23 protein-coding genes are annotated in these 25,889 nt (G+C 69.6%); 19 read left to right on the plus strand and 4 right to left on the minus strand.

What is annotated here, in order from left to right; all coding sequences use genetic code 11:
- The first annotated feature begins 172 nt into the window (after positions 1 to 172).
- The 4 genes from BKH33_RS12670 (at position 173) to BKH33_RS12685 (ending at position 4,276) form a co-directional block, all read left to right on the plus strand.
- Positions 173 to 1,117, plus strand: coding sequence for a cellulose synthase operon protein YhjQ/BcsQ (locus BKH33_RS12670; RefSeq protein WP_003782372.1), 945 nt, complete (start codon positions 173 to 175; stop codon positions 1,115 to 1,117).
- Entirely contained in the window at positions 1,105 to 2,370 is a 1,266-nt protein-coding gene (locus tag BKH33_RS12675) for a TadA family conjugal transfer-associated ATPase (protein ID WP_003782370.1), read from the plus strand. Before BKH33_RS12670 ends, BKH33_RS12675 begins: the two co-directional genes overlap by 13 nt.
- A gap of 47 nt (positions 2,371 to 2,417) precedes the next feature.
- Positions 2,418 to 3,692: a type II secretion system F family protein gene (locus tag BKH33_RS14220; protein WP_143228662.1), complete on the plus strand. Its 1,275-nt coding sequence runs from the start codon at positions 2,418 to 2,420 to the stop codon at positions 3,690 to 3,692.
- A gap of 71 nt (positions 3,693 to 3,763) precedes the next feature.
- Positions 3,764 to 4,276, plus strand: coding sequence for a PH domain-containing protein (locus tag BKH33_RS12685; RefSeq protein ID WP_043538648.1), 513 nt, complete (start codon positions 3,764 to 3,766; stop codon positions 4,274 to 4,276).
- Between the two features lie 91 nt (positions 4,277 to 4,367).
- Here BKH33_RS12685 and ahpD read toward each other — a convergent pair whose 3' ends face one another.
- Both ahpD and BKH33_RS12695 read right to left on the minus strand, forming a co-directional pair.
- The gene (gene ahpD, locus BKH33_RS12690) at positions 4,368 to 4,898 is read right to left on the minus strand and encodes an alkylhydroperoxidase, AhpD family (RefSeq protein ID WP_003780380.1); all 531 of its coding nucleotides are present in this window, start codon (positions 4,896 to 4,898) and stop codon (positions 4,368 to 4,370) included.
- A gap of 53 nt (positions 4,899 to 4,951) precedes the next feature.
- Positions 4,952 to 5,530: a peroxiredoxin gene (locus BKH33_RS12695; protein ID WP_003780378.1), complete on the minus strand. Its 579-nt coding sequence runs from the start codon at positions 5,528 to 5,530 to the stop codon at positions 4,952 to 4,954.
- 403 nt (positions 5,531 to 5,933) lie between these two features.
- Here BKH33_RS12695 and BKH33_RS12700 point away from each other — a divergent pair, with 403 nt between their 5' ends.
- The 8 genes from BKH33_RS12700 (at position 5,934) to BKH33_RS12725 (ending at position 12,728) form a co-directional block, all read left to right on the plus strand.
- The gene (locus BKH33_RS12700) at positions 5,934 to 6,986 is read left to right on the plus strand and encodes an MsnO8 family LLM class oxidoreductase (protein ID WP_003780383.1); all 1,053 of its coding nucleotides are present in this window, start codon (positions 5,934 to 5,936) and stop codon (positions 6,984 to 6,986) included.
- A 72-nt stretch (positions 6,987 to 7,058) separates the two neighbouring features.
- Complete coding sequence (locus BKH33_RS12705) at positions 7,059 to 8,687, plus strand: DUF7059 domain-containing protein (RefSeq protein WP_043538646.1); 1,629 nt, start codon at positions 7,059 to 7,061, stop codon at positions 8,685 to 8,687.
- 826 nt (positions 8,688 to 9,513) lie between these two features.
- Entirely contained in the window at positions 9,514 to 9,840 is a 327-nt protein-coding gene (locus BKH33_RS13975) for a hypothetical protein (protein WP_198482883.1), read from the plus strand.
- Entirely contained in the window at positions 9,837 to 10,025 is a 189-nt protein-coding gene (locus BKH33_RS13980) for a hypothetical protein (protein ID WP_003783836.1), read from the plus strand. Before BKH33_RS13975 ends, BKH33_RS13980 begins: the two co-directional genes overlap by 4 nt.
- Positions 9,995 to 10,633 carry a hypothetical protein gene (locus BKH33_RS14225; protein ID WP_003783828.1) on the plus strand — a complete coding sequence of 213 codons (639 nt, stop codon included), beginning with the start codon at positions 9,995 to 9,997 and terminating at the stop codon, positions 10,631 to 10,633. The genes BKH33_RS13980 and BKH33_RS14225 overlap by 31 nt, the downstream gene beginning before the upstream one ends.
- 41 nt (positions 10,634 to 10,674) lie before the next feature.
- A complete protein-coding gene (locus tag BKH33_RS14230) occupies positions 10,675 to 10,842 on the plus strand; it encodes a hypothetical protein (RefSeq protein ID WP_003783846.1) in 168 nt (55 codons plus the stop codon).
- 39 nt (positions 10,843 to 10,881) lie between these two features.
- The gene (locus tag BKH33_RS12720) at positions 10,882 to 11,676 is read left to right on the plus strand and encodes a class C sortase (protein WP_003783851.1); all 795 of its coding nucleotides are present in this window, start codon (positions 10,882 to 10,884) and stop codon (positions 11,674 to 11,676) included.
- Entirely contained in the window at positions 11,673 to 12,728 is a 1,056-nt protein-coding gene (locus BKH33_RS12725; protein WP_003783826.1) for a phosphatase PAP2 family protein, read from the plus strand. Before BKH33_RS12720 ends, BKH33_RS12725 begins: the two co-directional genes overlap by 4 nt.
- Before the next feature lie 91 nt (positions 12,729 to 12,819).
- Here the strand turns inward: BKH33_RS12725 and BKH33_RS12730 are convergent, their stop codons facing one another.
- Together BKH33_RS12730 and BKH33_RS12735 are read right to left on the minus strand one after the other, a co-directional pair.
- Entirely contained in the window at positions 12,820 to 14,535 is a 1,716-nt protein-coding gene (locus tag BKH33_RS12730) for a sensor histidine kinase (RefSeq protein WP_232621526.1), read from the minus strand.
- Positions 14,536 to 14,553: 18 nt separating this feature from the next.
- The gene (locus BKH33_RS12735) at positions 14,554 to 15,300 is read right to left on the minus strand and encodes a response regulator transcription factor (RefSeq protein ID WP_003783844.1); all 747 of its coding nucleotides are present in this window, start codon (positions 15,298 to 15,300) and stop codon (positions 14,554 to 14,556) included.
- Between the two features lie 289 nt (positions 15,301 to 15,589).
- Between BKH33_RS12735 and BKH33_RS12740 the strand changes: the two genes are divergently transcribed.
- From BKH33_RS12740 to BKH33_RS12770, 7 genes are all read left to right on the plus strand, one after another.
- Positions 15,590 to 16,942, plus strand: coding sequence for a PAS domain S-box protein (locus tag BKH33_RS12740; protein WP_003783822.1), 1,353 nt, complete (start codon positions 15,590 to 15,592; stop codon positions 16,940 to 16,942).
- Positions 16,943 to 17,111: 169 nt separating this feature from the next.
- Positions 17,112 to 18,446: a PAS domain-containing protein gene (locus tag BKH33_RS12745; RefSeq protein ID WP_003783805.1), complete on the plus strand. Its 1,335-nt coding sequence runs from the start codon at positions 17,112 to 17,114 to the stop codon at positions 18,444 to 18,446.
- A 303-nt stretch (positions 18,447 to 18,749) separates the two neighbouring features.
- Positions 18,750 to 21,698 carry a type I DNA topoisomerase gene (gene topA, locus BKH33_RS12750; protein ID WP_003783813.1) on the plus strand — a complete coding sequence of 983 codons (2,949 nt, stop codon included), beginning with the start codon at positions 18,750 to 18,752 and terminating at the stop codon, positions 21,696 to 21,698.
- 307 nt (positions 21,699 to 22,005) lie between these two features.
- Positions 22,006 to 22,524, plus strand: coding sequence for a DUF3060 domain-containing protein (locus BKH33_RS12755; protein WP_003783806.1), 519 nt, complete (start codon positions 22,006 to 22,008; stop codon positions 22,522 to 22,524).
- A 7-nt stretch (positions 22,525 to 22,531) separates the two neighbouring features.
- Positions 22,532 to 23,260, plus strand: a complete 729-nt coding sequence (locus BKH33_RS12760) for a response regulator transcription factor (protein ID WP_003783834.1) — start codon at positions 22,532 to 22,534, stop codon at positions 23,258 to 23,260.
- Positions 23,261 to 23,541: 281 nt separating this feature from the next.
- Positions 23,542 to 24,537 (plus strand): sensor histidine kinase, encoded by a 996-nt coding sequence (locus BKH33_RS12765; RefSeq protein ID WP_003783832.1) that lies wholly within the window; start codon positions 23,542 to 23,544, stop codon positions 24,535 to 24,537.
- A gap of 91 nt (positions 24,538 to 24,628) precedes the next feature.
- Positions 24,629 to 25,873 carry an OmpA family protein gene (locus BKH33_RS12770; RefSeq protein WP_003783815.1) on the plus strand — a complete coding sequence of 415 codons (1,245 nt, stop codon included), beginning with the start codon at positions 24,629 to 24,631 and terminating at the stop codon, positions 25,871 to 25,873.
- Positions 25,874 to 25,889: the final 16 nt, after the last annotated feature.

Consider the following 25,889-nt stretch of genomic DNA (forward strand, 5'->3'; position numbering starts at 1 on the left):
ACGCTCGGCGCCTGTGGCGGGTGGCTGCGGATGGCGCGGGGCCACAGGCCCGCTTCCGCAACCCGTTTCCACAGGTCCGACGACGTCGGTAGGTGCTACCGCGACCGGACCCGCACCCTGGTGACAGGACCGGTGCCCAGCGGGGGCCGCGCACCAGATCGGAGGAGGCGCCATGGAGGCAGCCACGCAGGCAAGCGCGTCGACACTCATGCAGGTCGCCCCGGAAACGGGGGAGGAGGCCCTGGCACCGTCGTCGGTGCCGGACGTATCGGTGGGGGTCGCACCCGCCCGTAGAGCTCCCACGGCTCAGGTCCTGGCCATCACCGGTGCCCGTGGGGGCCTGGGGGTCAGCGCCCTGCTGCTGCACCTGGCCTGGGCGCTGAGCCGGGCCGGGAGGCGGGTGGCGATGATGGACCTGGACCCTGCCGGCGGCCTGGACCTCCTGTGCGGGCAGGCCGTGCTGACCGGGCTGCGGTGGGCGGATCTCCCGGTGGAGGAGTCGGCCTTCCGGCCCGGTCACCTGGTCGGGGCGCTGCCCGTGTGGCACGCCATACCGGTGCTCACCGGTGACGTCCGCGGCGGGCCGACGAGCTGCGCGGACGCGGTTCTGGAGGCGATGCGCGCCGAGCACGACGTCGTCCTGGTGGACCTGCCCCGCGGAACGCCCCCGCCGTCGGAGGCCCGGGTCCTGCTCATGACCGGGCTCGACCTGCGCTCGGCCGTCGCCGCGGAGAGCCTCATCCCGCGGCTGCGCAGTTCTCAGCCGGGCAGCCGCGCCCCAACGGTCCCTGGTGGCCCTAAGGGGGCGACCTCGGGGCCGCGGGTGTGGCTCGTGGTGCGTCACAGGGGCGAGGACGTCGCCGCCGAGGACCTTGAGCTCATCACCGGCTGTCCGGTCCTGGGGCGGGTCCCCACCGACCGGGTCCTGACCAAGCGCCTGGCCCTCGGAGAGGACCCGGTGCGGGCCCGCTCGGCCACCCGGCGCGCCGCCACCGCCCTGGCACGGGAGCTGCTGGCCCGGGTCCTCGTCGCTGAGCCGTCCGAGCTGTCCGATCCGGTCCCGGCCGGCCGGCGGAGCGTGGGACATGAGCGGGGGAGCGCACCATGGCCCCGGTGAATCTCGATCTCCCCGGCGCCGCTGCCACCCGCGCCGCCCCGGGTCCCGACGGCTCCGAGCTCGCCCGGGTGCGCAGCGCGCTGGCCCGCGGTGCCGGGATGGACGAGGCCCTCAACGACGCCGCCGACCCCACGACCGGCCAGGTGGGTATGGCCCGCCTCGGTGAGCGGGTGCGCGCCGACGTCGACGGTGCCGGTCCGCTGCTGCAACCCCTCGTTGAGACCGACGGCGTCACCGACGTCCTCGTCAGCGGTGGTCGCACCTGGATCGACCGGGGACGCGGCCTCGAGCCCGTCCCCGCAGCCTCCATGGAGGAGCCCCAGGTACGGGCCCTGGCCGTGCGCATGGCCGCCTCCGCCCACAAGCGCCTCGACGACGCCTGCCCCGTCGTCGACGCGACCCTGCCAGACGGCACCCGTCTCAACGCGGTGCTGCCGCCCCTGAGCGCCGACGGCACCCTCATCAGCCTGCGCACCAAGCGCCGACGCGGCTTCACCCTGGCCGAGCTCGTTAAGGCCGGCACCATCGCTCCAGGCCTCGACGACGTCCTGATCGCACTGGTGACCGGCCGCGCCAGCTGCCTGGTCACCGGAGCCACCGGAACCGGCAAGACCACCCTCCTGGCCGCCCTGCTCGGGCTCGTGCCGGAGGACGAGCGCATCGTGTGCATCGAGGAGGCCAGCGAGCTGCGCCCCGACCACCCCCACGTCGTCCACCTTCAGGAGCGCGGTGCCAATGTCCAGGGCGTCGGCGCGGTCTCCATGACCTCCCTGGTGCGTACCGCCCTGCGCATGCGCCCCGACCGGATCGTCCTGGGCGAGTGCCGCGGCCCCGAGGTGCGCGATGTCCTCACCGCCCTCAACACCGGGCACGAGGGCGGCTGGGCCACCCTCCACGCCAACTCGCCCGCCGACGTCCCCGCACGCCTGACCGCCCTGGGAGCGCTCGCGGGACTCGACGAGGCCGCCGTTGCCGCCCAGGCCGCCAGCGCGCTCGACGCCGTCGTCCACCTGCGCCGGCAGGCAGGCGCCTCCGGGGCGCGGCGGTACATCGCCTCCGTTGGTGTGCTGCGGCGTGAGACGACCCCCGCCGGTGCGGTCCTGGTGTGTGAGGAGGCACTGCGCGTGGACGAGGGCGCCCACCTGAGTCCGGGCCCGGCCGCGCCCGCGCTGCGAGAACGGATCGGCTCGCATCCCTTCTCCCGCCGTGGTCTCGCAGGCTCGCTCGCCCTGGGGGAGGGCGGGCCGAGATGATGAGGGCGGCTGCTGTTCTGCTCGTCGGTCTATCCACGACTGCTGCGATGGGTGATGCCGCGCCTGGCCGGGTGCCCGTACCGGTGGCTGTTCCGGTCAGCGGTCCACCGGGCGCGGGCGCCTGGATCGCCGCGGTCCTGGTCGCTCTGGCCACCGCCGTGCTCCTGCTGCCGGCCCGCCGTGGGTTACCGCGCGGCTGGGTCACCGATGCCTCCCCGGGCGGTGCCGGTGCGCGGGCCCCGCAGAGCACTCTCAGCCTTCTGCGCTCCCGGTGGAGGAGCTCACCTGAGCCGGACCTCGGGCTGCTGCTCACCGAGGTTGCCAGCCTCCTGCGCGCTGGTGCCACCTCACAGAGGGCCTGGACGCGCTCTCTCCAGCGCGCCGGCCTCACCGAGGGCACCGAGCCCGATGACGACGGCGTGCCGCCCGCGCTCCACGCGCTCGCGGACCTCCAGCACGACTCCTGGCTGCCTCGCCGGCGCGACGGCCACCTGCTCTGGCGCCCGCCTCCTCCGGGGCGGCGGGCCCGGCAGCGGCGCGCCACGGCCGCCGCGGTACCGGGAGCCATTGCCTCCTGTCGTCTGTCGACCGCTCTGGGGGCGCCCCTGGCCGACATCCTCGAGGCCGTGGCCGGTGGTGTCGCCGAGTCGGGTCACGCCGAGGCCTCCCGCCGGGCGGCCCTGGCCGGCCCGCGTACCACCGCCCGGCTCCTGGCCTGCCTGCCGGTGGTCGGCCTGGGGCTGGGAGTGCTCGTGGGCGCCGACCCCACGGCCCTCCTGCTCGATGGCGGGGCCGGCAGCGCCCTGGGTGCACTCGGCGTCATCCTCATGGTGGTGGGCCACCTGGTCACTCGGCGCTTCGTGCGGGCCGCGACCGCCGACGGCGACGTCGTCGACGAGGCCCTCGTCCTGGACCTGGCCGCATCGGCCCTGAGCGCCGGGGCCTCGGTGCCCGGGGTGCTGACCGCCCTGGGAGAAGCCCTTCAGGAGGAGAGCGCCGGTGTCGTGGGCCGGGCTCTGCTGCTGGGGGCCTCGTGGAATGAGGCCTGGTCGGCACCCGATGATGAGCAGTGGCGCCGTCGGCGCAGTCGCCTGGAGTCGTGCCTGCGCCCCGGATGGGAGGACGGTGCCTCGCCGGTCGCCCTCCTGGAGGCGACGGCGAGGAGCCTGCGGGCAGGACGGCGCGCCCGCGACGAGGAGGCCGCTGAGCGCCTGGCGGTCCGCCTCGTCCTGCCGCTGGGCGCCTGCCACCTGCCGGCCTTCGTCATCCTGGGGATCGCACCGGTCGTCGCCTCAGTAGGCATGGGCATGCTCACCGGCTGAGGGGCGCTGCCCCGCCGGTCCTCTTGTCGTACGGGTGCGCGAACCCCCGACACCCTGGCACGATGGTGAGCATGGCAATGTCGAAGAAGCTCCTGAGCCGCGACGAGGTCGTGGTACGGCACATGCACACCCACATCAAGGTCCTCCTGTGGCGGTTCGTCGTCGAGATCCTTCTGCTCGTGGTCGGCGTCGTCGCCTCGGTCATGGCCCCGACCAGCTGGCAGCCCTGGGGCGTCCTGGCGATCTGGGTGGTGGTCCTCGTCCTGAGCGTCCCCCTGCTGCTCGTGCCGTGGCTGCAGTGGTACATGCATACCTACACCGTCACCACCAAGCGCATCATCACCCGCTCGGGCATCTTCAGTCGCATCGGTCATGACCTGCCCCTGACCCGGATCTCCGACATCCAGCTGGACAAGGACGTCACCGACCGCTTCTTCGGCTGCGGCACGCTGGCCCTGCAGACCTCCGCCGATGACCCGCTCCTCCTGCACGACGTCCCTCAGGTCGAGACGGTCCAGGTCGAGATCTCCAACCTGATCTTCGACGACACCCAGGGTGCCATCGACGCCGACCCCCGCAGCTGAGCAGCACGGACGCATAGATACATAGACAGACGGCGGCCGCCCGCTCCCGATGAGGAGCCGGCGGCCGCCGTCGTAGTTCTCAGCCGAAGGGTCAGTCGAGGGTCTCGACGACGCTGATGGCCTGGGCCACGCCGGTCAGGGTGGCGGCGATACGCACGGCCTCCCAGACCTGCTCGGTGCTCAGGCCCTCGCCGCGCACCGTGGCCTCGTGTGCGGTCACGCACTTCTCGCAGCCGTTGATCGTGGACACGGCCAGGCTCCACAGCTCGAAGTCGACCTTCTCCACGCCGCCGGAGGTGCCGATGATGTTCATGCGCAGTCCCATGCGCTCGTTCTCGTAGGCCGAGCCCAGGAAGTGGCGCGTGCGGTAGGCGACGTTGTTCATCGCCATGATGGAGGCGGAGCCCAGGGCGGCGCCAATGGCCTCCTCGGACAGGTGGGTACGGGCGTCCTCCATGACCTGGACCAGGACGGACTCGTTGCGGGTCGCGGCGGCCGCGGCCACGAAGGTGCCCCACTGCTGCTGCTCGGTCAGCGAGGAGGAGCGGGACAGGGTGGACAGGTTGAGGGAGAGGTCCTTGGCCCAGTCAGGCAGGGCGGAGCGCAGGTTGTCGATGCTCATGTGTTCTCGTTTCGTCGATCGGGTGCTGGAGAGGAAACCGGGGCGTGCGCCCGTCAGCTCATCTGGCCCAGGGCGTCGATGGTGGCGGCGCCGGCCTGCCAGTTGCAGGCGCACAGCTCGTCGGACTGGAGGGCGTCGAGCTGGCGCAGGACCTCCTCGGTGTTGCGGCCCACGGAGTCGGCGGTCACGGAGACCGACTGGATGACGTTGTGGGGGTCGATGATGAAGGTGGCGCGGTCGGCCTCACCGGTGGCGCGCTTGATGCCCAGGGCCTCGGTGAGCTCACGGTTGAGGTCGCTGGCCATGGGGAAGGGCAGGTCCTGGAGCTTGTCATGGCTGCGGCGCCAGGCGTAGTGGGTGTACTCGTTGTCCACGGAGACGCCCACGACCTCGCAGTCGCGGTCCTTGAAGTCCTGGTAGAGGTCGCCGAAGGCGGCGATCTCGGTGGGGCACACGAAGGTGAAGTCCTTGGGCCAGAAGAAGACGACGCGCCAGGTCCCGGCGGGAACCTGCGAGGAGACGGTGGTGAAGTAGTCCTCGGGCTTGCTGGCCTCAACCTCCTTGAGGTTGCCGGGAACGACGGCGGTGAGCTCGTAGGCGGGGAACTGGTCTCCGATGGTGAGAACGGCCATGGGTGCCTCCTGAATCGTGCGAATCGTGGTGCGCGGTGGTGTGAGCCGGTGCGGGTCGGGCCTGCGGCGACCTGCGCGGGGCCGGCGCCGTGCGGCTCCGTCGACCCAACCGTAGGACGAGAAGCCCATAGGTGCAACCAAAACTTCTCCTATGTTTAAGAAGGTATACCTTATCTAGTGACGCTGTGGTGACGCCGGCCAGTCCCGGCCGCGTGAGCCCGAACCGGCCGGGGACCTTCGATGCCGTCGGGGGCGGGGATCCTGTGCCCGTGCGCGTGAGAGGCCCTCGCTGGGAAGGTGGCGGAATGAGTCGCTGCCTGCTGGTGTTACTCCGGTCATCCGGGCCCGGCCGATCCATCCTGGCCTGGCCCCACCACCACCGCGCACCAGGTCAGGAGAAGCCATGAGTCCTTGTCTCAGCCGGATCAGCGTCCTGGAGCAGGTTCCCCTGTTCGAAGGGGGAGAGGCCCGTCGGACTCTGGAGGACCTCGTCCGCTTGGGGCGCGGACTGGAGGAGTCCGGCTACCACCGCCTCTGGCTGGCTGAGCACCACAGCACTGGATCCTTCCTGTCCTCCGCGCCCGACCTGCTCATGATGCACATCCTGGACGCCACCGGCCGCATCCGGGTGGGCTCGGGTGGTGTCATGGCCATGCACTACGGCTCGCTCCAGATGGCCGAGCGCTTCGCCACCCTGGCCACCCTCCACCCCGGCCGCGTCGACATGGGCCTGGGCCGCGCCCCCGGCGGCGACATGCGCGCAGCCGGAGCCCTCAACCAGGGCCGCGTCATCGACCCCGACGCCATCAACACCCTCATCGAGGAGACGGTCGCCCTCCTGCGCGACGACCTGCCGGCCACCCATCACTACGCCTCCATCGAGGTCCGGCCCCGTCCGGCCCGGATGCCGGAGGTCTGGCTCCTGGGATCCTCGGGCCAGTCGGCCGCCTGGGCCGGCGCTCACGACCTCAATTACGCCTACGCCCAGTTCTTCACCGGTCGCCAGCAGGTCGAGATCATGGACCACTACCGCGCCCACCTCCCCGACAACCCGGAGACCCGGGGCGACGGCGCGCACCACCGCGGCGGCAGCGCCGGCCACGACTCCATCCACGGGGGCCAGACCCTCTCCGCCCTGTGCGTCAGCGCCGCAGCCACCCGCGAGGAGGCCCGTGAACAGGCCCTTGTGGCCGCCGACGCCCGCTTCAGCCTGCGCACCGGCCGTCCCATGCGCTTCCGTGACCCGGCCACCCTCGACGCTCCCTACCGCGCCGAGATCGAGCGCTACCTCGAACGCGACACCGCCATCATCGTGGGCACCTACGACGAGGTCGCCCATGCCCTGTCCTCCTTCGCCGAGAACCACGGCACCGAGGAGGTCATGCTCGTCAGCTACATCGACGACGTCGAGGTCAAGATCCGCCAGTACGCCGAGCTCGCCTCCCGGCTCCTGTGAGTCGGTGCCCGCCGGCATTCTTCTGCGGCGGGGTGCCCGATGCGATCGGTGCCTCGCGCTACGGTCGGTTTCATGAGCCCCGCGAGCACCCGGTCCGCGTCCGAGCCGTCATCGTCCTTCCCGCCTCCGGTTGTGACACCCGAGCAGGCGGCGAGCCTGCGGGCGGACCTGTCCAAGTCCGGCTGGGGCGTGGAGGCAGTGGCCACGCTCCTGGGCGAGGCGGCCGACGCCGCCCTGCGCCGGGAGATCCGCCTGCCCGCCCTGCGCTCCGTGCGCGCCGCCCTGGCCGCCGGGACCGACTCGTCTCCCGTGGCCGTCCTGACCGCCCTGTTCATGCTCGGTGAGCCGGTCCTCGCCACCGTGCTCGACGCGGCCCTGCCCCGCACCGGAGCGGCGGGTGCGGCCGTCATCGGCCTGGTCGGCGAGCCCGATGAGGCCGGATACGTCCGCGCCCGCGTCGACCTGCGCCCCCATGAGGCCGTCGACGACGCCGGTGAGATCCGCTGGTGGGTGGCCTCTGACCTGGGCGAGCTGGTCACCGGCCGGGCCCTGGCCCCCGACCACGTCCTGGGCATCGGCGGCGCCGGCCTCACTCTGGCCGGCCTCACGCCGCGCACGCGGGTCCGTAGCGCTCTGGACCTGGGCTGCGGCTGCGGCATCCAGACCCTTTACCTCCTGCGGCACGCCGAGCACGTCGTCGCCACCGACATCTCCGAGCGGGCCCTGGCCTTCACCGCCTTCAACGCGGCCCTGGCCGGCGTGTGCGTTATGGGCGACCCCGATGCCGGCTCCGGGGGCGGAGGCGGTCGACTGGAGCTTCTGCGAGGCTCCCTCCTGGAGCCAGTGGCCGGCCGGCGCTTCGACCTCATCGCCTCCAACCCGCCCTTCGTCCTGACCCCTCCCGCGGTGCGCGAGGCCGGTCTGCCCCTCATGGAGTACCGCGATGCCGGCGGCCCCGTCCTGCCGGAGCTCGTCGCCGGGCTGAGGGAGCACCTCGAGCCGGGCGCTGCTGCCGTCATGCTCGGCAACTGGGAGCACCGTGGTGCTGACTCGTGGCGCGAGGCCGTCGCCACCTGGATCCCCGAAGGGCTCGACGGCTGGGTCATCGAGCGCGAGGTCCAGGACCCGGTCGAGTACGCCACCATGTGGCTGCGCGACGGCGGCCTGACCTCCGAGCGCGACGCCGAGGGCTTCGACGCCGCCCTGGGGGCATGGATCGACGACTTCGAGGTACGCGGAGTCCAGGGCGTCGGCTTCGGCTACCTCATCGTCCATCGTCCGCTAAGGCCCCGTGATCCCTGGCGTCTCCTGGAGGAGGTGACCACCTCCGGTCAGGGGGTCCTGGGGCATCATGTCGCCGAGGTGCTGGAGGTCCGGGAGCGGCTCGCCGGTCTCGACGACGACGCCGTCGCCGACCTTCGTCCGGTGCTGGCCCCCGACGTCACCGAGGAGCGCCACCTCATCCCGGGCGCCGCCGAGCCCACAGTCATCCTGCTGCGCCAGGGAGGCGGGCTGGGGCGTACGATCCGGGCCTCCACCGTGGTGGCCGCCTTGGCCGGGGTCGCTGACGGCGAGTTGAGCGTGGGCCAGATCGCCTCCGCGGTCGTCGCACTGACGGGGGAGGACGCCATCGGACTGCGGGCGGAGATGGTTGAGGCGACTCGGCACCTTATTGCCGTGGGCTTCCTCACTATCGATTGAGAATTGCATGCCGAAAGAAAATCAAAAAGACGTCGGCCTCCGATAAGTGTGTGGTAGGTAAACTCTTTTTTTGAGACCGACGATTCATGTTCACCGCCTCTTCTTAATTGTCGTGACCTCCTCACTGTTAATGATACGCAACTGCGACACGGGTTGATTGGCGATATTTCGGGGGAAAGTGGTTGCGTCGCGCAATGATGTGCGATTGTTGTTCTCTGAGGGGCGTCTCGGGTGTCGGGATGGCTGTGAGGGCTCCACATTTCTCAGCAGTCAAGTTTGTGGTGCGTCTCAGTGCTCCCGTCCCTCGTGGTCGGAATTATATCGGCATGCCCCTCGTATCAATATGTTCGCGACGTGGACATGAAGGACTTCTGTGCAAATTCTCTGCCGCGTTCATTTCTGTTGCCATTGTTGTGGTGACGGTGGTGGCTTTTCCGTGGCCGGCTCCGTCTGCGGATGCAGCCACGAGCGACTTCAGCGTCCCTCTGGGGGAGACTTCGGCACAGATCTCCTACGTGCGCAACACCGAGGGGAGCGACACCGTCACCGATCTGGCGGGCGGCTACTACTACTCGACGCTCCCGTGGCAATGGGCCGCCGCGCGCGCCTGTATCCGCTACTCGCCCGCCGGTGGCGACTACTCCACCAGCGTCGTCAAGGGGGGGGCAGCGGAGCCTACGCCACCGTCGGCTACGGGCGCTAGGAGCTCAATGGGAGCTGTCCGGACTTCGAGGGAGAACCCTCCTGGGGCAGTCAGTCCTCCCTGGGGTTCCAGCCCTCCAACACCACGTCCATCAAAGCCGGCCAGGTTTTTCTTGTCGGAATGATGAGGCGCGTCAACCGTCCCATCTGCTCCGATACCAGCGCGGTCACCAACCCGGCCAGGCCGGAGACGGCCTACTACAGGAGCTTCAATGTTCGGACGGCTGGAACGATCGAGGCGAACTTCCCCTGGGTGGAAAAAGACACGATTAACACCTGTACCGGAAAGATCGATTCTGACGGCAGGCTGATCGTTGGAGACTACGGTAAGGAGGAGGATAGGGTTCCAACTTCTTACGCCTATGACTCCAAGGGGAATGTTGGACATTATGGGGCAACTACGTCTATATGTATCAGAATAACCGTCCGGTGCGATTCGACGGATATATGACCCAGAACTATACGGACAAGAGCGGGCGCAGCTGCTCGGACGACATCCTCGATATCAAGTCCGACCGTTCGGACACCGCCTGGACCGACCCGAGTACCGGTATCAGGTACGAGCTGAAGCTCTGGGGCTTCGTCAACAACGGGAGCTCCGGCAGATGTCAGGCCCAGCTGTCCACGGCTCGTTGACGATTCCTCAGTTCAGCTACCTCAACGCCTCGCCGGAGGGCACCTACGGCCACGAGAACTGGGGCACCCCCTCCGGTCTCACCCCCACCTGGAGTGGCGAGGCAGTGGACCCGCGGACCTACAGCCTGCTGGCCCCTCACGACGCCGCCACGGTTCAGGAGGCGGGCACCAGCCCGCAGGCCGTCGTCGACCGCGACACCGGCGATGTCCGGACTTCCGGTTGGTTCCTCTGCAACGTCACCTGTACGGCGGGGAGTCGGGGAACGCCGCTGCTGCGCCGTGATGGAACCACCCGCCTGGACCAGTCCGACTCGGTGGACCTCAACAAGCGCACGATCCGTCTCGATGAGACCCGGCTCGCCGAGCGTCAGGACGAGATCGCCGTCAAGTGTGTCTGGCACAACGAGTACGTCGTCGGCCGGGGGAGAGTCACTCTCGTGACCGTTGTCGACGGCGGCAGCGCCAGACCCGAGCAGTGGACCATGTCCGCCACGCCCGCCACCGAGGGGCTCTTCGGACAGAAGACCATCACCGGTGCCAGCGGCTCCGCTGCCGTCGGCAAGGTGTATACCGCCGGCGGGACCTACACCCTACCTGGCTCCCGCTGATCCTGGTCCTGGTCGGCGTCGCCGTCCTCATATACCTGGTCATGGCGACCCAGCACAACAACGACGAGCAGCAGCGCCTGGCCGAGATGTACACCGCCTCCGTGGACTCGGCCGGGCCGGAGGCCATCGCCGCGGAGCACGCCTCCGCCCAGACCTACAATGACAATCTGGAGGGCGCCCCCATCCTTGACCCCTGGCTCGAGTCGTAGCGTCCCGACGCCCCCCAGTACCAGGCCTATTTCCACGAGATGGACATCGACCCGGTCATGGCCCGGATCGTCATCCCCTCCATCCACGTGAGCCTGCCCGTCTACCACGGCACCGACAGCCGGACCCTGGCCGACGGCGTCGGGCACCTGTTCGGCACGAGCCTGCCGATCGGAGGCCCCTCCACCCACGCGGTCCTCACCGGCCACACCGGCCTGTCCACCGCGACCATGTTCGACAACCTCACCCAGGTCAAGAAGGGCGACGCCTTCTACGTCTCCTACCTGGGGCAGACCCTCAAGTACGAGGTCGTCGACATCGCCGTCGTCAAGCCCGAGGAGACCGACTCCCTGCGCAAGGTCCCTGGACGCGACCTCATCACGCTCATCACCTGCACGCCCTACGGTGTCAACTCCCACCGCCTTCTGGTCACCGGCGAGCGCGTTCCCATGGACCCCACGGCCGCTGCGGCCGAGGAGGCCGAGGCCCTGCCCGCCCCCATGCAGACCTGGATGAAGGTCATCGTCGTCGCCGTCATCATCATCCTGACGGTGGTCGCCGGCATCCTGGGGCGGCTGTGGTGGCTGCGTCGGTGCGCCCGCCTCGCCGCCCGTGCCGAGCGCACCGAGGACAGCGAGGACACCGAGGACTCGGCCGGTATCGGCGTCTCGCACGACGCCCAGGACGCGGATGAGGCTGACGACGTCGGCGGTGCGGAGCGCTGGCCCGGTCGCCGTCTCAAGGACGTGTCCGGCCCCACCGGTCCTGATGGTTCCGTCGCTCCTGGCGAACGACAGGACGATCCGTTCAGTGACCTGGAGCCGCGTGAGCCGTGAGCAGTCACGCACAGGAATCGCGGCTGACTTCCTATTGGTTGGTGCGCTCAAGAACCTACGATCTGCCAGTGACCACCTTCCAATCGCGGACCTCCCGTTCCCTGGGACAGCTGCGTCTGCGTGGAAGCCTGCTGTCGCTGTCCTGTCTGGCGGCAACGATCGGCCTGTGGGCTCTGTTCGTGTGCACCCACGCCGGTCAGACCCTCGACGCCATGGCCCTGGAGGGCTCGGAGATCGGCTCGCACTACGTGAGCGACCACGCCCGCGCCCTGCTGTCGATGGTCTCGATGCCGGCGGCCGTCATCCTCGTCGTGACGATCCTGGTCATCGGCCTGCTGCGGCGCAGCCACCGTCGGGCCATCTGGGCCGTGGTGGCGGTGGTGGGGGCCAACCTGACCAGCCAGATCCTTAAGTATCAGATCCTGTGGCGCCCCGACTTCAACATCACCGAGCGCTGGGACAACGCCAACACTCTGCCCTCGGGGCACACGACCATGGCGGCCTCCGCCGCGGTTGCCCTCGTCCTGCTGTCCGGACGCCGTTGGCGAGCGCTGTCGGCCTGGGCCGGTGCCCTGTTCACCATCGCCATGGGCTACTCCACCCTCGTGTGTCACTGGCACCGTCCCTCTGACGTCCTGGCCGGGGTCCTCGTACCCGTCGGTTGGGGCGCTCTCGCGGTGGCCGGCGGCGCCTGGCGCGCGCCCTGGTCCCTACGCTCGAGAAGCGGGGAGGAGGGCTCCGGTGAGGTGCCCGAGCTGACCACCGTGGGGACGGTCCCGGTGACGGCCGGCGGTCCGCGCCTGTGGAACCAGTTCCTCGCCAACATCCTGCTGGCCTCGGTCGGCATCGTGTGCACGCTGGGCGCTCTCGGCCTGGGCGCCTGGGTGTGGTGGCACCTGGGTACTCCGGGCTCGCGCTGGCAGCTCTTCGGTGCCTACGCCACCGGGTCGGTGGCCCTCGTCGGAGTCACCGGCCTGACCCTGTCGGCGCTCGTGTCGCTCACCGACTGGGGCCGCACCCGTCGCAAGCACAACCCCCGCCACCGGGACTGACGGGCTCTCAACGCCGTCTGGTGCGGTCCGCGCGTTCGGGGACCGGAGTCCGCCGTCCCTCCACGTGGACACCGCCCACCTACCGGAGCTCCTACTCCTCGACGACGGCGGCCGGAAGCCTGACGGTGAAGGTGGTCCCGTGATCCTCGGACGCGGTGGAGGAGTCGACGTCGATGCTGCCGCCATGGGACTGGACGATGGCCAGGGCGATCGACATGCCCAGCCCCGTTGAACCGGTACGCCGTTCGCGCGAGGAGTCCCCGCGGGCGAAGCGTTCGAAGAGCCGGTCGCGCACATCCGGCGCGATCCCGGGGCCATCGTCGTGGATGCGCACGATGAGGGTGTCGCCCTCTCGAGCCAGTGTCGTGGTCACGTGGCTGCCGGCGGGGGTGTGGACCCGGGCATTGGCCAGGAGGTTGACGACGACCTGACGCAGGCGCGCCTCGTCACCGATGACCAGTGGCGGCTCGGGCAGGAAGTCCTCGGCCTCCTCCGCCGTGGCGCCGGCCGGGGGCTCGAGGACAGCCAGATCCAGCTGCCAGTCGTGCTCGGGGCCGGCCGCACGGGCATCGGCCACCGTGTCCACCAGGAGGCCGACCAGGTCCACCTCCTCGCGGCGCAGCTCGCGCCCGGCGTCCAGGCGGGCCAGCAGTAGCAGGTCCTCGACGAGCGCTGTCATCCGTACCGACTCGGAGTGCACGCGCTCCAGGGCGTAGGTGGCCTCCTCCGGCAGGTCGGCGTCGGCCCCCTCGCGGCGGATGAGCTCGGTGTAGCCACGGATCGAGGCCAGCGGTGTGCGCAGCTCATGGGAGGCGTCGGCCACGAACTGGCGCACCTGGGTCTCGGAGTGCTGGCGCGCGGCCAGGGCGGACTCCACGTGTCCGAGCAGCGTGTTGAGGGCGCCGCCGACCTGTCCGACCTCGGCGGAGGATCCCAGATCCGCCTTCTCCACGCGGTCCTCGATGCTCACCTCGCCGCGCTCCAGCGGCTGGGAGGCCACGCGGTGGGCGGTGCGGGCCACCCGCTCCAGGGGGGCGAGCGAGGATCGCACCATGGCTCGCCCGGCCAGGGCCACCACGAGGGCGCCCACCAGAGCCACCGCCAGCTCGATGAGCAGCTGGGTGCGGATGAGTGCCTTGTCGCCTTCCAGGGAGAGCCCGGTGATGACCGTGCTACCCGAGGTCGCGTCGCGTGTGGCCATCACGCGGTAGCTGCCCAGGTGGTGCAGGTGGACGGTGACGGGATGGTCCTCGGTGGCCTCGGAGAGCAGGAGCCGGCAGTCCTCCTTGGAGATGGCCGCGTAGTGACCGTCCTTGTCGATGTAGGCGGCGGCCTCGTTGCCGGAGGACGACGTCTCCGGGGTGATGAGCGTCAGGGTTCCAGTGGATTGTCCGGCGGCGTCGAGACCGGGAGGAACCCCCTGCTTGCCGGGGCCGCTGTCGGCTCCATCCGGCTCGTCCTTCCCTCCGGGCTGGCTGTCCTTGTCTCCCTGGGCCGCTTCATCGGAGGCCTTCTCGGCCTCCTGCGTCAGGTCGTGGCGCTTGTCCGCGGCGCGCTGGGCGGCGGCCATCAGCTGGTTGTCCGTGCGCGCCATGAGGGTGTGGCGCAGGCTGAGGGTGGAGAAGGTGCTCATGACCGCTGCCATGACCAGGACCAGCCCGAGCACCCCGACGACCAGGCGGGTGCGTAGGCTGTGCGGTCGCCTCAGGGGCAGGGCGCGCCATCGCGGGCTGCAACCGGCTCCCTGTCCGGCGCGCAGGCCCTCTCCCTCGCCGGCCGGTGCTGGAGGCTTCGACGTTCCCGGCATGTTCGGCACCCAGGGCCGTCAGGCGCGGTCGTCGGCGCCGGCGGCGGGCTTGAGCACGTAGCCGACACCGCGCATGGTGTGGATCATGGGCTCGCGGCCCTTGTCGATCTTGCGGCGCAGGTAGGAGATGTAGAGCTCGACGATGTTGGCCTGCCCGCCGAAGTCGTAGTTCCACACCCGGTCCAGGATCTGCGGCTTGGACAGGACCCGGCGGGGGTTGCGCATGAGGTAGCGCAGCAGCTCGAACTCGGTGGCGGTCAGCTGGATCTCATCCTCGCCGCGCCAGACCTCGTGGGAGTCCTCGTCCATGCGCAGGTCGCCGACCTCCAGCAGGGAGTCGGGCTTCTCCTCGCTGGCCCCCGAGCGACGCAGCAGGGCGCGCAGGCGGGCCACCACCTCCTCCAAGGAGAAGGGCTTGGTGACGTAGTCGTCTCCGCCGGCGGTCAGACCTGCCACGCGGTCCTCGACGGCGTCCTTGGCCGTCAGGAACAGGACCGGTACGTTCGGGCTGTGGCCGCGTACGCGGCGCATGACCTCCAGGCCGTCGAAGTCGGGCAGCATGATGTCCAGGACGATGACGTCGGGGTCGATCTCCTGAGCCGATCGCACCGCGGCGATCCCGGTTCCGGCGGTCGTGACCTCCCAGCCCTCGTAACGCAGGGCGGAGGCGAGCAGGTCGGCGAGCATCTGCTCGTCGTCGACGACCAGGACACGAAGAGGAGAGCCGTCAGCACGGGTGAGGTTCTCGGTGGGGGCGTTAGTCACGTCGTCTATTCAACAGGAAAGCGCTGTGCTCGACCACAGTGCAACCTGTGCCTCGACTGTGTTACCGATCTGAGACCAAACGGCGACCCAGTAGTTGCAACTGCTGTGACATGCTTATGCGGTCGTGCGTCTCGGTTGTTGATCCCCCACATCCGTGTGCACCAGAACGTTACTTCGTAGCGTAGCCGCATAGAGGGCGGTTCAGTGGTAACTCAGCCGCCTCCCTCAATCAGCGTGTCGTCGCCGGTGATCCGGTGGTGACCGATTTCCCCTAGCAAGCAGGAGAGTCATGGAATACGTCGATGGCAACGAGCGCCGCTTCGGTGCCGAGGACCTGTTCTTCTCAACGACGGATACCAAGGGTGTCATTCGTAGGACGAATCGAGTCTTCGATTCGCTGTCCCGTTACAGCGCCGAAGAGCTCGTCGGCTCTCCGCACAACATTATTCGCCACGACGATATGCCCGCAGGTGCCTTCAAGCTCATGTGGGACGAGCTCGAGCAGGGGCGCTCCTCCTGCGTCTACGTGCTCAACCGGGCCAAGGATGGGCTGGACTACTGGGTCTTCGCCACAGTCGCTCCGCTGGCCGATGGCTACCTGTCCGTGCGCGTGCGCCCGACCAACCACGCCATGTTCACACCCGTCAAGGAGATCTACGCCCGAGTGAGAGCCGCCGAGCGCGCCTATGCCGAGGAGGGGCACGGGCGCCGCGAGGTCGCCGAGCACGGGGCGGCGCTTCTGGCCGATGAGCTGGCGGCTCTCCAGTACCACGACCTGCACAACTTCGCCCGAGCCGCGCTCCCGCGCGAGCTGGCCCTGCTGGTGGTCGAGGGCGTCCGGGTTCCGCCGCGAGCAGAGTCGGACAACCCCATGTCCGCCGTCCTCCAGGCCGTCGCCGCGATCGAGCGGGACACTGACGAGCTCATCTACCAGCTGGGGGAGTATCAGGAGCTCATCAACGGCCTGGGCTCCTGGGCCGGTGGTGTGCGCTCGGTCATCGACCGCGCCAACCGCGTGGGATCCCTCATGGAGGAGGTGACCAGTCTCGACGGCGAGTCCTCCGTCCCCACTGTCTCCGAGCGCGTCAAGGAGCGCGGCGCCCAGGCCGTCGAGGTGCTCCGCCAACTCAACTCCTCCCTGGTCGCGCTCTACGAGGCGGCCTCCGAGGTGCGCTTCCGCAGCTCGATGATGCGTCTGCACACCCTGATGGCCGGTATCTTCGCCGCCGCCGTCCTGGACGGTCAGGAGGGGGAGTCCGCCGACGCCATCGGTGACCTCGCCGAGGCGATGCTTTCCGACCTGGAGGAGCTGGTTCCCTCCTGCCAGGAGGCCGCGAACCTGGCCGAGCGCCTGGAGGGTGACCTGCGCACCGTGGTCAGCAACCTCGACCGCGTCAAGCGGCCCTTCCAACGCTGGATCCGCGCTCTCCAGGACGAGGGCGCCCAGGCCCTGGTCGACGGCGTTGACGCCGAGGCCGCCCTGCAGGAGGCCATCACGGTGGGCGAGCAGGGCTTCCCGGAGACGGCCTCCCTGGCCGAGCTGGCGGCCAAGGCCCGCGGTGTCGTTGTGACCCTGGACGAGCCCGTCATTCGTGAGCGGGTGGCAACGGTGCGCGAGACCTTGAGCCACCTGGGGGAGTAGTTATTAGAAATCTACAAGATAGGTCCCAACTTACTGGTGACAATGTCATAAACAGCCTTCCGCGGGCCCGCGCGTGTCATTAAGGTTTTTCTGGCACTGTGCGAGGAGCTAAGGAAATAGTCCTCGACGAGGTGCTCCCGCGAACCATCTACCATGAAGGAGAGCACCCATGGAATCGCAGGTCGGGTACGAGCGTTTGTTCGATCCACAGGACATCTTCTTTTCCACCACGGACCTGAAAGGTGTTATTCAGAACACCAACAGGACCTTCGATACGCTGTCTCGCTACTCGCGTGAGCGTCTCATCGGGGCTCCGCACAACATCATTCGACACCTGGACATGCCGGCCGGCCTCTTCCGCCTCATCTGGGACGACCTGCAGTCCCAGCGCCCGGCTTGCGGCTATATCACCAACCGTGCGGTGGACGGCTTGGACTACCGGGTCTTCGCCACGATCGTGCCGCTGCGTCAGGGATATCTCTCGGTGCGGATCAAGCCGATGGACGCCGAGACCCGGAACAAGGTCGAGGAGGTCTACCGCCGGGTGCGCGCCAAGGAGCGCGATCTCGAGGCCCGGGGCGCCTCGCGCCACCAGCTCGGTGAGTTCGGCGGTCGCGAGCTGGCCACGGAGCTGACGGCCCTGGGCTTCTCCTCCCTGCACGACATGACCCTGGCGACTCTGCCGCGCGAGGTGGCCGCCCTGGTCGGCTCCGGGGTGCGCGTCCCGGCGGCCGCTCCCGAGAGCCTGGGCGCAGTGGCCCGGATCCTCAACACGGTGGCAGCCATGGAGAAGGACACCAACGCCCTGGTCTTCGAGCTCGACGAGTACCTGCGCCTCATCACCACCATGGAGGCCACCCACGGCTCTGTCCGGGCGGTGGAGGTGCGGGTGGGGCGCATCGGTCAGCTGGTCTCCCACGACGCCGGCAACGGCACCCAGACCAAGGCGCAGATGCTCGCTGAGCGCATCGCCGAGCTCACCGGGGCCGCGGGCTCGGAGCTGACCGGGCTGCCCTCGCGCCTGCAGGTCCTGCACCAGTCGGTCACCGAGCTGCGCTTCTCCGTGGCCCTCATGCGCCTGCTCACCCTGATGGTGGGGCGCTTCGCCCAGTCCATCCTCGACGGCAGCGAGGTGGACGCCGTGCACTCCTTGACGGACCTGTGCGAGGCGCTCGAGTCCGGTTTCCGCGGGCTGGGGCCCGTGCTGCGGGCCGTGGGCACCCAGGTCGCTCAGCTCAACGACGCCCTGCACACGATCACCTCCAGCCTCGACCGCGCGGCCAGGCGTCTGGGCCAGTGGGTCGATCTGCGTGGTGGCGGAGCCGGTTCCTCGGGCTCGCCCGTCGTCGACGAGGTCGCTCAGCTCACCTCACAGGGCTTCCCCGAGGTCCGTTCGCTGGCCGAGCTGGCCGCCGAGTGCCGCGGTCTGCACCTGCCCTACGACGAGAACATCGCCGCTCAGCGCCTGGCCGCCATGCGCGCTGCCCTGGCAGAGCTCATCTGAGGTCGGTGGCACTGGGGCCGTCGTCGACCTTCGGCCGCCCGCCTCAGGAGAGACCCGCTGAGACGAAAGTCGTTTTCTGCGCACTTTCCGTACGCTGCCCGGTTGGAAAAGGTGGGCGGTGCGTTACAGTCGGCTGAGAGTCGGCGCGAGTCGGCTCCCCGCGGTACGCCCTCGTCAGGGATCCCCGATCACCCGGATCGTCCCGATCGTCCGGATGATCTCCAGGACCTGTCGACGTCGTGAACCGCCCGCAGAACCGTCAGGCGCGGCCCGCCCGCGCACCGCCCGTGAGGAAGGCTTTACGTGTCCACCAAGCTCGTCATCGTGGAGTCCCCGAACAAGGTGCGCTCCATCGCCGGCTACCTCGGTCCGGAGTTCGACGTCGAAGCCTCCGTGGGGCACATCCGGGACCTCCCGCAGCCCTCCGAGCTGCCCGCCACCATGAAGAAGGGCCCGTACGGGAAGTTCGCGGTCGACGTCGAGGACGACTTCACCCCCTACTACGTCGTCAACCCTGACAAGAAGAAGACGGTCGCCCAGCTCAAGAAGGCCCTCAAGAACGCCGACGAGCTCTACCTGGCCACCGACGACGACCGCGAGGGCGAGGCCATCGCCTGGCACCTTCAGCAGGTTCTCAAGCCCAAGGTGCCGGTGCGCCGCATGGTCTTCACTGAGATCACCCGCGAGGCCGTCACCCGGGCCCTGAGCAACACTCGCGACCTGGACATCCACCTCGTCGACGCCCAGGAGACCCGCCGCATCCTGGATCGCCTCGTGGGCTACGAGGTCAGCCCGGTCCTGTGGCGCAAGGTCCGTGCCGGTCTGTCCGCCGGGCGCGTGCAGTCGGTGGCCACCCGCCTCGTCGTCGAGCGTGAGCGTGAGCGCATGGCCTTCCGCTCAGCCTCCTACTGGGGGGTGGAGGCCGACTTCTCCACCGTGCTGTCCCCGGTGGACGTCACCGCCCGTCAGGACGCCTCCTTCACCGCCCGCCTCGTCACCCTCGACGGGCGGCGCGTGGCCACCGGCCGTGACTTCAATGATGACGGCGAGCTGCGCCCCGCCGCCGTCAAGGCCTCCGCCGTCCACCTCCACCAGGTGGGGGCCACCGCTGTCGCCGAGGCCATCGGCCGGGGTCAGCCGCGCGTCGCCGGCGTGGAGGACAAGCCCTACAAGCGCCGTCCGGCCGCGCCCTTCACCACCTCCACCCTCCAGCAGGAGGCCTCCCGCAAGCTGCGGATGAACCCCCGTGAGACCATGCGGGTGGCTCAGGGCCTCTACGAGAACGGCTTCATCACCTACATGCGCACCGACTCCACGGTCCTGTCCGGTCAGGCCGTGGCCGCGGCCCGCTCGCAGGTCGCCGAGCTCTACGGGGCCGAGTACGTCCCCGAGCGCCCCCGCGTCTACGCCTCCAAGTCCAAGGGCGCCCAGGAGGCCCACGAGGCGATCCGCCCCGCCGGCGATCACTTCCGCACCCCGGCGCAGGTCTCCGGTGAGCTGACCGGTGCCCAGTTCCGCCTCTACGAGCTCATCTGGAAACGGACCGTGGCCTCCCAGATGGCTGACGCCGTCGGCTCGACCGCCACCGTGACCGTCGAGGTGCCGCTGACTCCGGCGGCCGGCGAGTCGCGCGACTCGGGCCCCACCTTCTCCACCGCCGGCCTGACGGCGTCGGGCACCGTGATCACCTTCCGCGGTTTCCTGGCCGCCTACGAGGAGGGCCGCGACGCCGAGCGCTACCAGGAGGACTCCGGCACCACCATCAAGGACGCCAAGGACGTGCGGCTGCCCTCGATGATCTCCGGCCAGGAGCTGGCCGCGCTGGCCGCTGAGGCCTCGGGTCACGAGACGACGCCGCCGCCGCGCTACACCGAGGCCTCCCTGGTCAAGGCCCTTGAGGAGCGCGAGATCGGCCGCCCCTCGACCTACGCGGCCACCATGTCCACGATCTCCGACCGCGGCTACGTCGACCACCGCGGCCAGGCCCTGGTGCCGACCTGGCTCGCCTTCGCTGTCACCCGGCTGCTGGAGGAGAACTTCACCGAGCTCGTCGACTACGACTTCACCGCCTCCATGGAGCGCGACCTGGACCGGATCGCTGCCGGTGAGGAGGATCGGGTCGCCTGGCTGCGGCGCTTCTACAACGGGCAGGGAGCCTCCGGCGCCGCCGTTGAGGAGACCGCTCCGACCGCCGGCGAGCTCGACGCGGCCGCCGCGTTGCGGGCCCAGGGACTCAAGGGCCTGGTGGACAACCTCGGCGAGATCGACGCTCGCGCCGTCAACTCCATCGAGATCGGTGAGGGCATCACCCTGCGAGTGGGGCGCTACGGACCCTACCTGGAGGACGGTGAGGGCAAGCGCGCCAACGTGCCGGCCGACGTCGCCCCCGATGAGCTGACCGTGGACAAGGCCCGTGAGCTCTTCGCCCGCGCCGCCGACGACGGCCGCGAGCTGGGCGTCGATCCGGTCAGCGGACACGTCATCATCGCCAAGGACGGTCGCTACGGCCCCTATGTCACCGAGGTCCTTCCCGACCCCGAGGAGGTGGCTGGAACAGCTGCGGCCGACTCAGCCGCTGCGGATGGGCAGAGTGCCACAAAGCCCGCGAGGACGGCGACGTCCACGAAGACGAGGCGGACGGCCAAGGCCGCCAAGCCCAAGCCTCGCACGGCCAGCCTCCTGCGCTCCATGGACCTGTCCACGGTGACGCTGGAGCAGGCCCTGGACCTGCTGAGCCTGCCGCGCGTCGTCGGGCAGGACCCGGAGTCGGGGGCGGATATCACCGCTCAGAACGGCCGCTACGGGCCCTATCTCAAGAAGGGGACGGACTCGCGCTCCCTGGAGACTGAGGAGCAGATCTTCACCGTCACCCTGGAGCAGGCCCTGGAGATCTTCGCCCAGCCCAAGCGGCGCCGGGGGCAGGCGGCCGCTCGGGGGCCTCTGCGCGAGCTCGGTGAGGACCCGGCCACCGGCAAGCCCGTGGTCATCAAGGACGGCCGCTTCGGTCCCTATTTCACTGACGGGGAGACCAACGTGACCCTGCGCCGCGGCGACGACCCGGCCACCGTCACGCCCGAGCGCGCCTTCGAGCTGCTCGCGGAGAAGCGCGCCAAGGGTCCGGCAAAGAAGCGCACTACCCGCAAGACCACCGCCAAGAAGACGGCCGCTAAGAAGACCACGGCCAAGAAGACCACGGCGAAGAAGGCCGCAGCCAAGACGGCAACGAGCAAGGCGGCCTCGAAGGAGGCGTGAGAGGCCGCTCCGGTGAGTGGTGCCGGCCGCCGCGGTCGACCCTCATCCAGGGAGGTTCCACGCGCCGGGGTGCACGCGATGCCCGGCCGGGGACGTTCTGCGCGTTCGGGGACAGGATTCCTGTCCCCGAACGCGTCGTCCGCAACCGACGGCGTCGAATGTCCCCAACCGCGCAGTGCTTTTCTTCCGTGAGCATCGTCGCGATCTCGGTCGCAGTTCTGCGACACCTCCGCGACGAGGCGGGCACAATCGGCCGGTATTGTATTTCGTGTACAACTCCCCACAGGCACTCCCGAGAGGAACCGTCATGTCACTGCCCAAGATCGCTCTCGCCGGTACCGCCGCGCTGGCCCTGTCTCTGAGCCTGGGCGCCTGCTCCCTGTCCATCAACGGCTCCGGTTCGGGCGACTCCGGCTCGCCGGCCGCCACGCAGGCCGAGCAGGACAAGCAGACCGAGACCAAGAACGCCGACTCCGATGACGACAAGGACGGTGACGACGCCCCCATCACGGACGCCACCTGGAAGGACATTCAGAGCAAGGGGCAGCGCACGGAGGTCTCCGGTGACTACGCCGTCCAGGGATCCGGAACGACGCTCAACCTGGTCGGCGACCTCAGCACGCTCACGGTCCAGGGCTCCGACGTCAAGATCGCCGCCGAGGATGTCGACACCCTCACTGTCCAGGGCTCCAACGTCACCGTCTACGCCCGCGACATCGACCACCTCAACATCATGGGCTCGGGCGTCACCGTGCACTGGCTGGACGACGACCCGACGATCCAGGACACCGGCGCCAACAACACCACCGGGAAGCTCTCCCAGTGAGGCTGCCGTGACCCAGCCCGCTGCACCGGCTCCGTCCGCCACCGTCCTCCTCGTCGATGACGAGGCCCCCATCCGCCGCTCACTGGGTCCGTACCTGGAGCGCAGCGGGTACCGGGTTCTGCTCGCCTCGGACGGGGTGGAGGCCCTGGACCTCCTGGCCTCCTACCAGATGGACATCATCGTCTCCGACGTCCTCATGCCCAGGATGGACGGGCGTGAGCTGGTGCGGCGGGTGAGGGCCAGCGGGGCCTGGACCCCCATCATCCTGCTCACCCAGGTCAACGCCTCCTACGAGCGGGTCTCGGCGCTTGACGACGGCGCCGACGACTACCTGTCCAAGCCCTTCGACCCCGCCGAGCTCGCCTCCCGGATCCGTGCCGTCCTGCGCCGCACCCGAGGGATGGCCCAGCCGTTGACCTCCGCCTCCAGGCTGGTGGCCGGCGAGCTGGTCCTGGAGCGGACCTCTCGGCGGGTGACCCTGTCCGGGCGCGAGGTGACGCTCACCCCGAAGGCGACGATGCTCCTGGACTACCTCATGAGTCATCCCGGTGAGCTCCACACGCGGGACGACCTGCTGGCCTCCCTGTGGGGCATTGACTTCGCCACCTCCACGCGTGCCGTCGACCACCGTGTCCGCGAGATCCGCCAGGCCCTGGGTGACGACGCCGCCCACCCCACCTACATCGAGACGGTCCCCTCCGTCGGCTACCGCTTCCGGGCCGGAGTGCAGGTATGAGTCAGTCGCCGACGCCCCCGACGTCGGACCTGCCGCCGTCGCTTCCACCTCGGGGATCCTCCCAGGACGGTCGTACCCGGTTCCTGTCGCCGACGGTGGACCCGGGCGGACCCCGGACCGTGGAGATCCGTCGGTCCTCCTCAGACACGCCGCATCCGCCGCCGGCCCGGCCGTCATCGGCGCCTCCGGCGGCTCAGCCGACGATATGGCAGTCAACAGCGGTGCAGCCTCTCACTGCTCAACCAGCGCCGGGTCGGCCCGCCACGGGCGAAGGCCGGGATGTGGAGCCTCCTTCCGGGCCTACTCCCGAGGCCGCGCCGGTCAATCCGGCCTCGGGGACGGCCAGGCCCTCCAGCAGGACGTGGATCGGGTGGCTGCTCGCGCTGCTCGTCATCGTCGGTGCGGCGGGCGCTGCCTACGCCGTCTACGGCCTGACGCCCCTGTTCATCACGACGACCGTCCCGCTCATGGTGGTGGGTTTCGGTATCGGTCTGCTGCTGCTCGCCCTCCTCAGCGCCGTGGGGCGACGCCGGCGGCGGCTGGCGGTCGAGCGGGCTCGTCATGAGGCCCAGCAGCAGGCGTGGGCCGGCCATCAGCAGTTCCTGCGTCGGCTGGATCACGAGCTGAAGAACCCGCTGACGGCAGTGCGTGCCGCCGTCGCCGACCTGCCGCAGGCCCACCCCCAGGAGGTGCAGGCCCGGGTCGACGTCGTCGACGCCCAGGCCCGCCGGATGGGGCGCCTGGTGACGGACCTGCGCAAGCTGGCCGACCTGGAGACCGCGGCACTCGCTCTGGAGGATGTCGACATTGCCGAGACCGTGCAGGACGCGGCCCAGGCAGTCAGTGAGGAGGGGGCCGCTCGGGGTGGGGCGCCCAGGATCCGCCTGGACCTGCCCCGGGTGCCGTGGCCGTTGTCGCACGTGCGCGGCGACGGCGACCTGCTCTACTCGGCCGTCTACAACGTCATCTCGAATGCCTCGAAGTACACCGCGCCGGGCGGGACCGTCGAGGTGCGCGGCCGTGAGGAGTCCGGAACAGTCACCATCGAGGTTGCCGATACCGGGATCGGGGTCCCTCAGGCGGACCTGCCGGCGGTGTGGAGCGAGCTGGCCCGCGCCGGCAACGCCCGAGGCCTGCCGGGTTCAGGACTCGGACTGGCGCTCGTGGCGACGATCGTGCGCCGCCATGGCGGCAGTGTGCGCATGGCCTCCCGCGAGGGCGTGGGGACCCGGGTGTGGCTGAGCCTGCCCGTCGCCGGTCCGGTGAGTGCGACGTGACCGTGCCCGCCACTCGTCCGTTGAGGTCCTGTCGCAGAACTGCGACAGGGTGGGAACTCCGCGGCGACAACGATTCAGTAACGTTCAGGTCATGACAAAAGCACTCATCTCCCTGCCCTCCCTCGCCCTGATCACCACCCTCGCGCTGAGCGGCTGCTCCCTGTCCGTCGGAGGCGGCTCGTCATCGCAGGCGCAGAGTCAGGAGACCCGGGTCAGTGCGGACTCCGACAGCTCCGCGGGAAGCGCCAAGGGCTCCGCCTCCGCCCAGGCGACGGGAACGGCCGCCTCCACGGGCCAGGCTGTCGCCGGCTACGAGCCCGGCCAGATCCCCCCGATCCCCATGATCGCCCTGCCTGATCTCAGCCTGCTCACCCAGTCCACGGGTGCCTTCACCCCGGACCTCACTCGCTCCATCACCTCCCAGCCCGGCGTCACGGTCAGGCCTGCCCGCTGCGATGCGAGCGGATCGCTCGTCTCCGGCTCCACGGTCCTCGGCGGCGACGGTTCCATGAGTACGAGCTCGGGAGCGACCGCGGTCACCAACAACGGTGATGGCTCGGGTACCTACAGCGACGGCAAGGTCTCCATCACCAACAACGGTGACGGCTCGGGGACCTACAGCGACGGCAAGGTCTCCATCACGATCAATGGTGATGGCTCGGGTACCTACAGCGATGACCACCTCTCCGTCACCGTCAATGGTGACGGCTCGGGGACCTACAGCGACTCCGCCACAGGGGAGGCCATCACCCTCGATGGCAAGGGCTCGGGCACCTACAGCCGCGGCGGGGTCTCCATCACCAACAACGGTGACGGCTCGGGCACCTACAGCGACGGCAAGGTCTCCATCACCAACCTCGGCGACGGCAGCGCCATCGTCAACGACGCCACGGTCTCGGCCAAGCCCGTCCCCAAGGCCGGCAAGGTCGGCACCTTCCCCTCCATCGACGCCGCCAAGCCGGTGCAGTCCTGCGGCACCGTCATCACCCTGGAGGACAGCGTCCTGTTCGACTTCGGCTCCTCCGACCTGCGCTCCGAGGCCTCGACCACGCTCACCAACCTGGCCACCGTCCTCAAGGACTCCAAGGCCCCCAAGGTTCAGGTCCAGGGCCACACCGACTCCGTCTCCGACGACGCCTCCAACCAGACCCTCTCCGAGCAACGGGCCAAGGCGGTCACCGAGGCGCTCACCTCCAACGGCGTCACCGCCTCGATCGAGTCCGTCGGCTACGGCGAGACCAAGCCGGTAGCCCCCAACGAGAACTCCGACGGCTCCGACAACCCCGCCGGACGCCGCCTCAACCGCCGTGTCGAGGTCTTCGTCCCGGCCTTCTGAGCCGGCGCCTGACCAC

Source organism: Actinomyces naeslundii, from assembly GCF_001956585.1.
Classification (GTDB): Bacteria; Actinomycetota; Actinomycetes; order Actinomycetales; family Actinomycetaceae; genus Actinomyces; species Actinomyces naeslundii.

Coding starts and splice junctions, on each gene's coding strand:
- BKH33_RS12700 (WP_003780383.1), top strand. CDS start 5,934: ATGAGTCCTTGTCTCAGCCGGATCAGCGTCCTGGAGCAGGTTCCCCTG.
- BKH33_RS12730 (WP_232621526.1), bottom strand. CDS start 14,535: ATGCCGGGAACGTCGAAGCCTCCAGCACCGGCCGGCGAGGGAGAGGGC.
- BKH33_RS12755 (WP_003783806.1), top strand. CDS start 22,006: ATGTCACTGCCCAAGATCGCTCTCGCCGGTACCGCCGCGCTGGCCCTG.
- ahpD (WP_003780380.1), bottom strand. CDS start 4,898: ATGAGCATCGACAACCTGCGCTCCGCCCTGCCTGACTGGGCCAAGGAC.
- BKH33_RS12740 (WP_003783822.1), top strand. CDS start 15,590: ATGGAATACGTCGATGGCAACGAGCGCCGCTTCGGTGCCGAGGACCTG.
- BKH33_RS12675 (WP_003782370.1), top strand. CDS start 1,105: ATGGCCCCGGTGAATCTCGATCTCCCCGGCGCCGCTGCCACCCGCGCC.
- BKH33_RS12670 (WP_003782372.1), top strand. CDS start 173: ATGGAGGCAGCCACGCAGGCAAGCGCGTCGACACTCATGCAGGTCGCC.
- BKH33_RS14220 (WP_143228662.1), top strand. CDS start 2,418: ATGGGTGATGCCGCGCCTGGCCGGGTGCCCGTACCGGTGGCTGTTCCG.
- BKH33_RS13975 (WP_198482883.1), top strand. CDS start 9,514: ATGAGGCGCGTCAACCGTCCCATCTGCTCCGATACCAGCGCGGTCACC.
- BKH33_RS12695 (WP_003780378.1), bottom strand. CDS start 5,530: ATGGCCGTTCTCACCATCGGAGACCAGTTCCCCGCCTACGAGCTCACC.
- BKH33_RS12705 (WP_043538646.1), top strand. CDS start 7,059: ATGAGCCCCGCGAGCACCCGGTCCGCGTCCGAGCCGTCATCGTCCTTC.
- BKH33_RS12770 (WP_003783815.1), top strand. CDS start 24,629: ATGACAAAAGCACTCATCTCCCTGCCCTCCCTCGCCCTGATCACCACC.
- BKH33_RS14230 (WP_003783846.1), top strand. CDS start 10,675: ATGGCGACCCAGCACAACAACGACGAGCAGCAGCGCCTGGCCGAGATG.
- BKH33_RS13980 (WP_003783836.1), top strand. CDS start 9,837: ATGACCCAGAACTATACGGACAAGAGCGGGCGCAGCTGCTCGGACGAC.
- BKH33_RS12720 (WP_003783851.1), top strand. CDS start 10,882: ATGGACATCGACCCGGTCATGGCCCGGATCGTCATCCCCTCCATCCAC.
- BKH33_RS12745 (WP_003783805.1), top strand. CDS start 17,112: ATGGAATCGCAGGTCGGGTACGAGCGTTTGTTCGATCCACAGGACATC.
- BKH33_RS12685 (WP_043538648.1), top strand. CDS start 3,764: ATGGCAATGTCGAAGAAGCTCCTGAGCCGCGACGAGGTCGTGGTACGG.
- BKH33_RS14225 (WP_003783828.1), top strand. CDS start 9,995: ATGTCAGGCCCAGCTGTCCACGGCTCGTTGACGATTCCTCAGTTCAGC.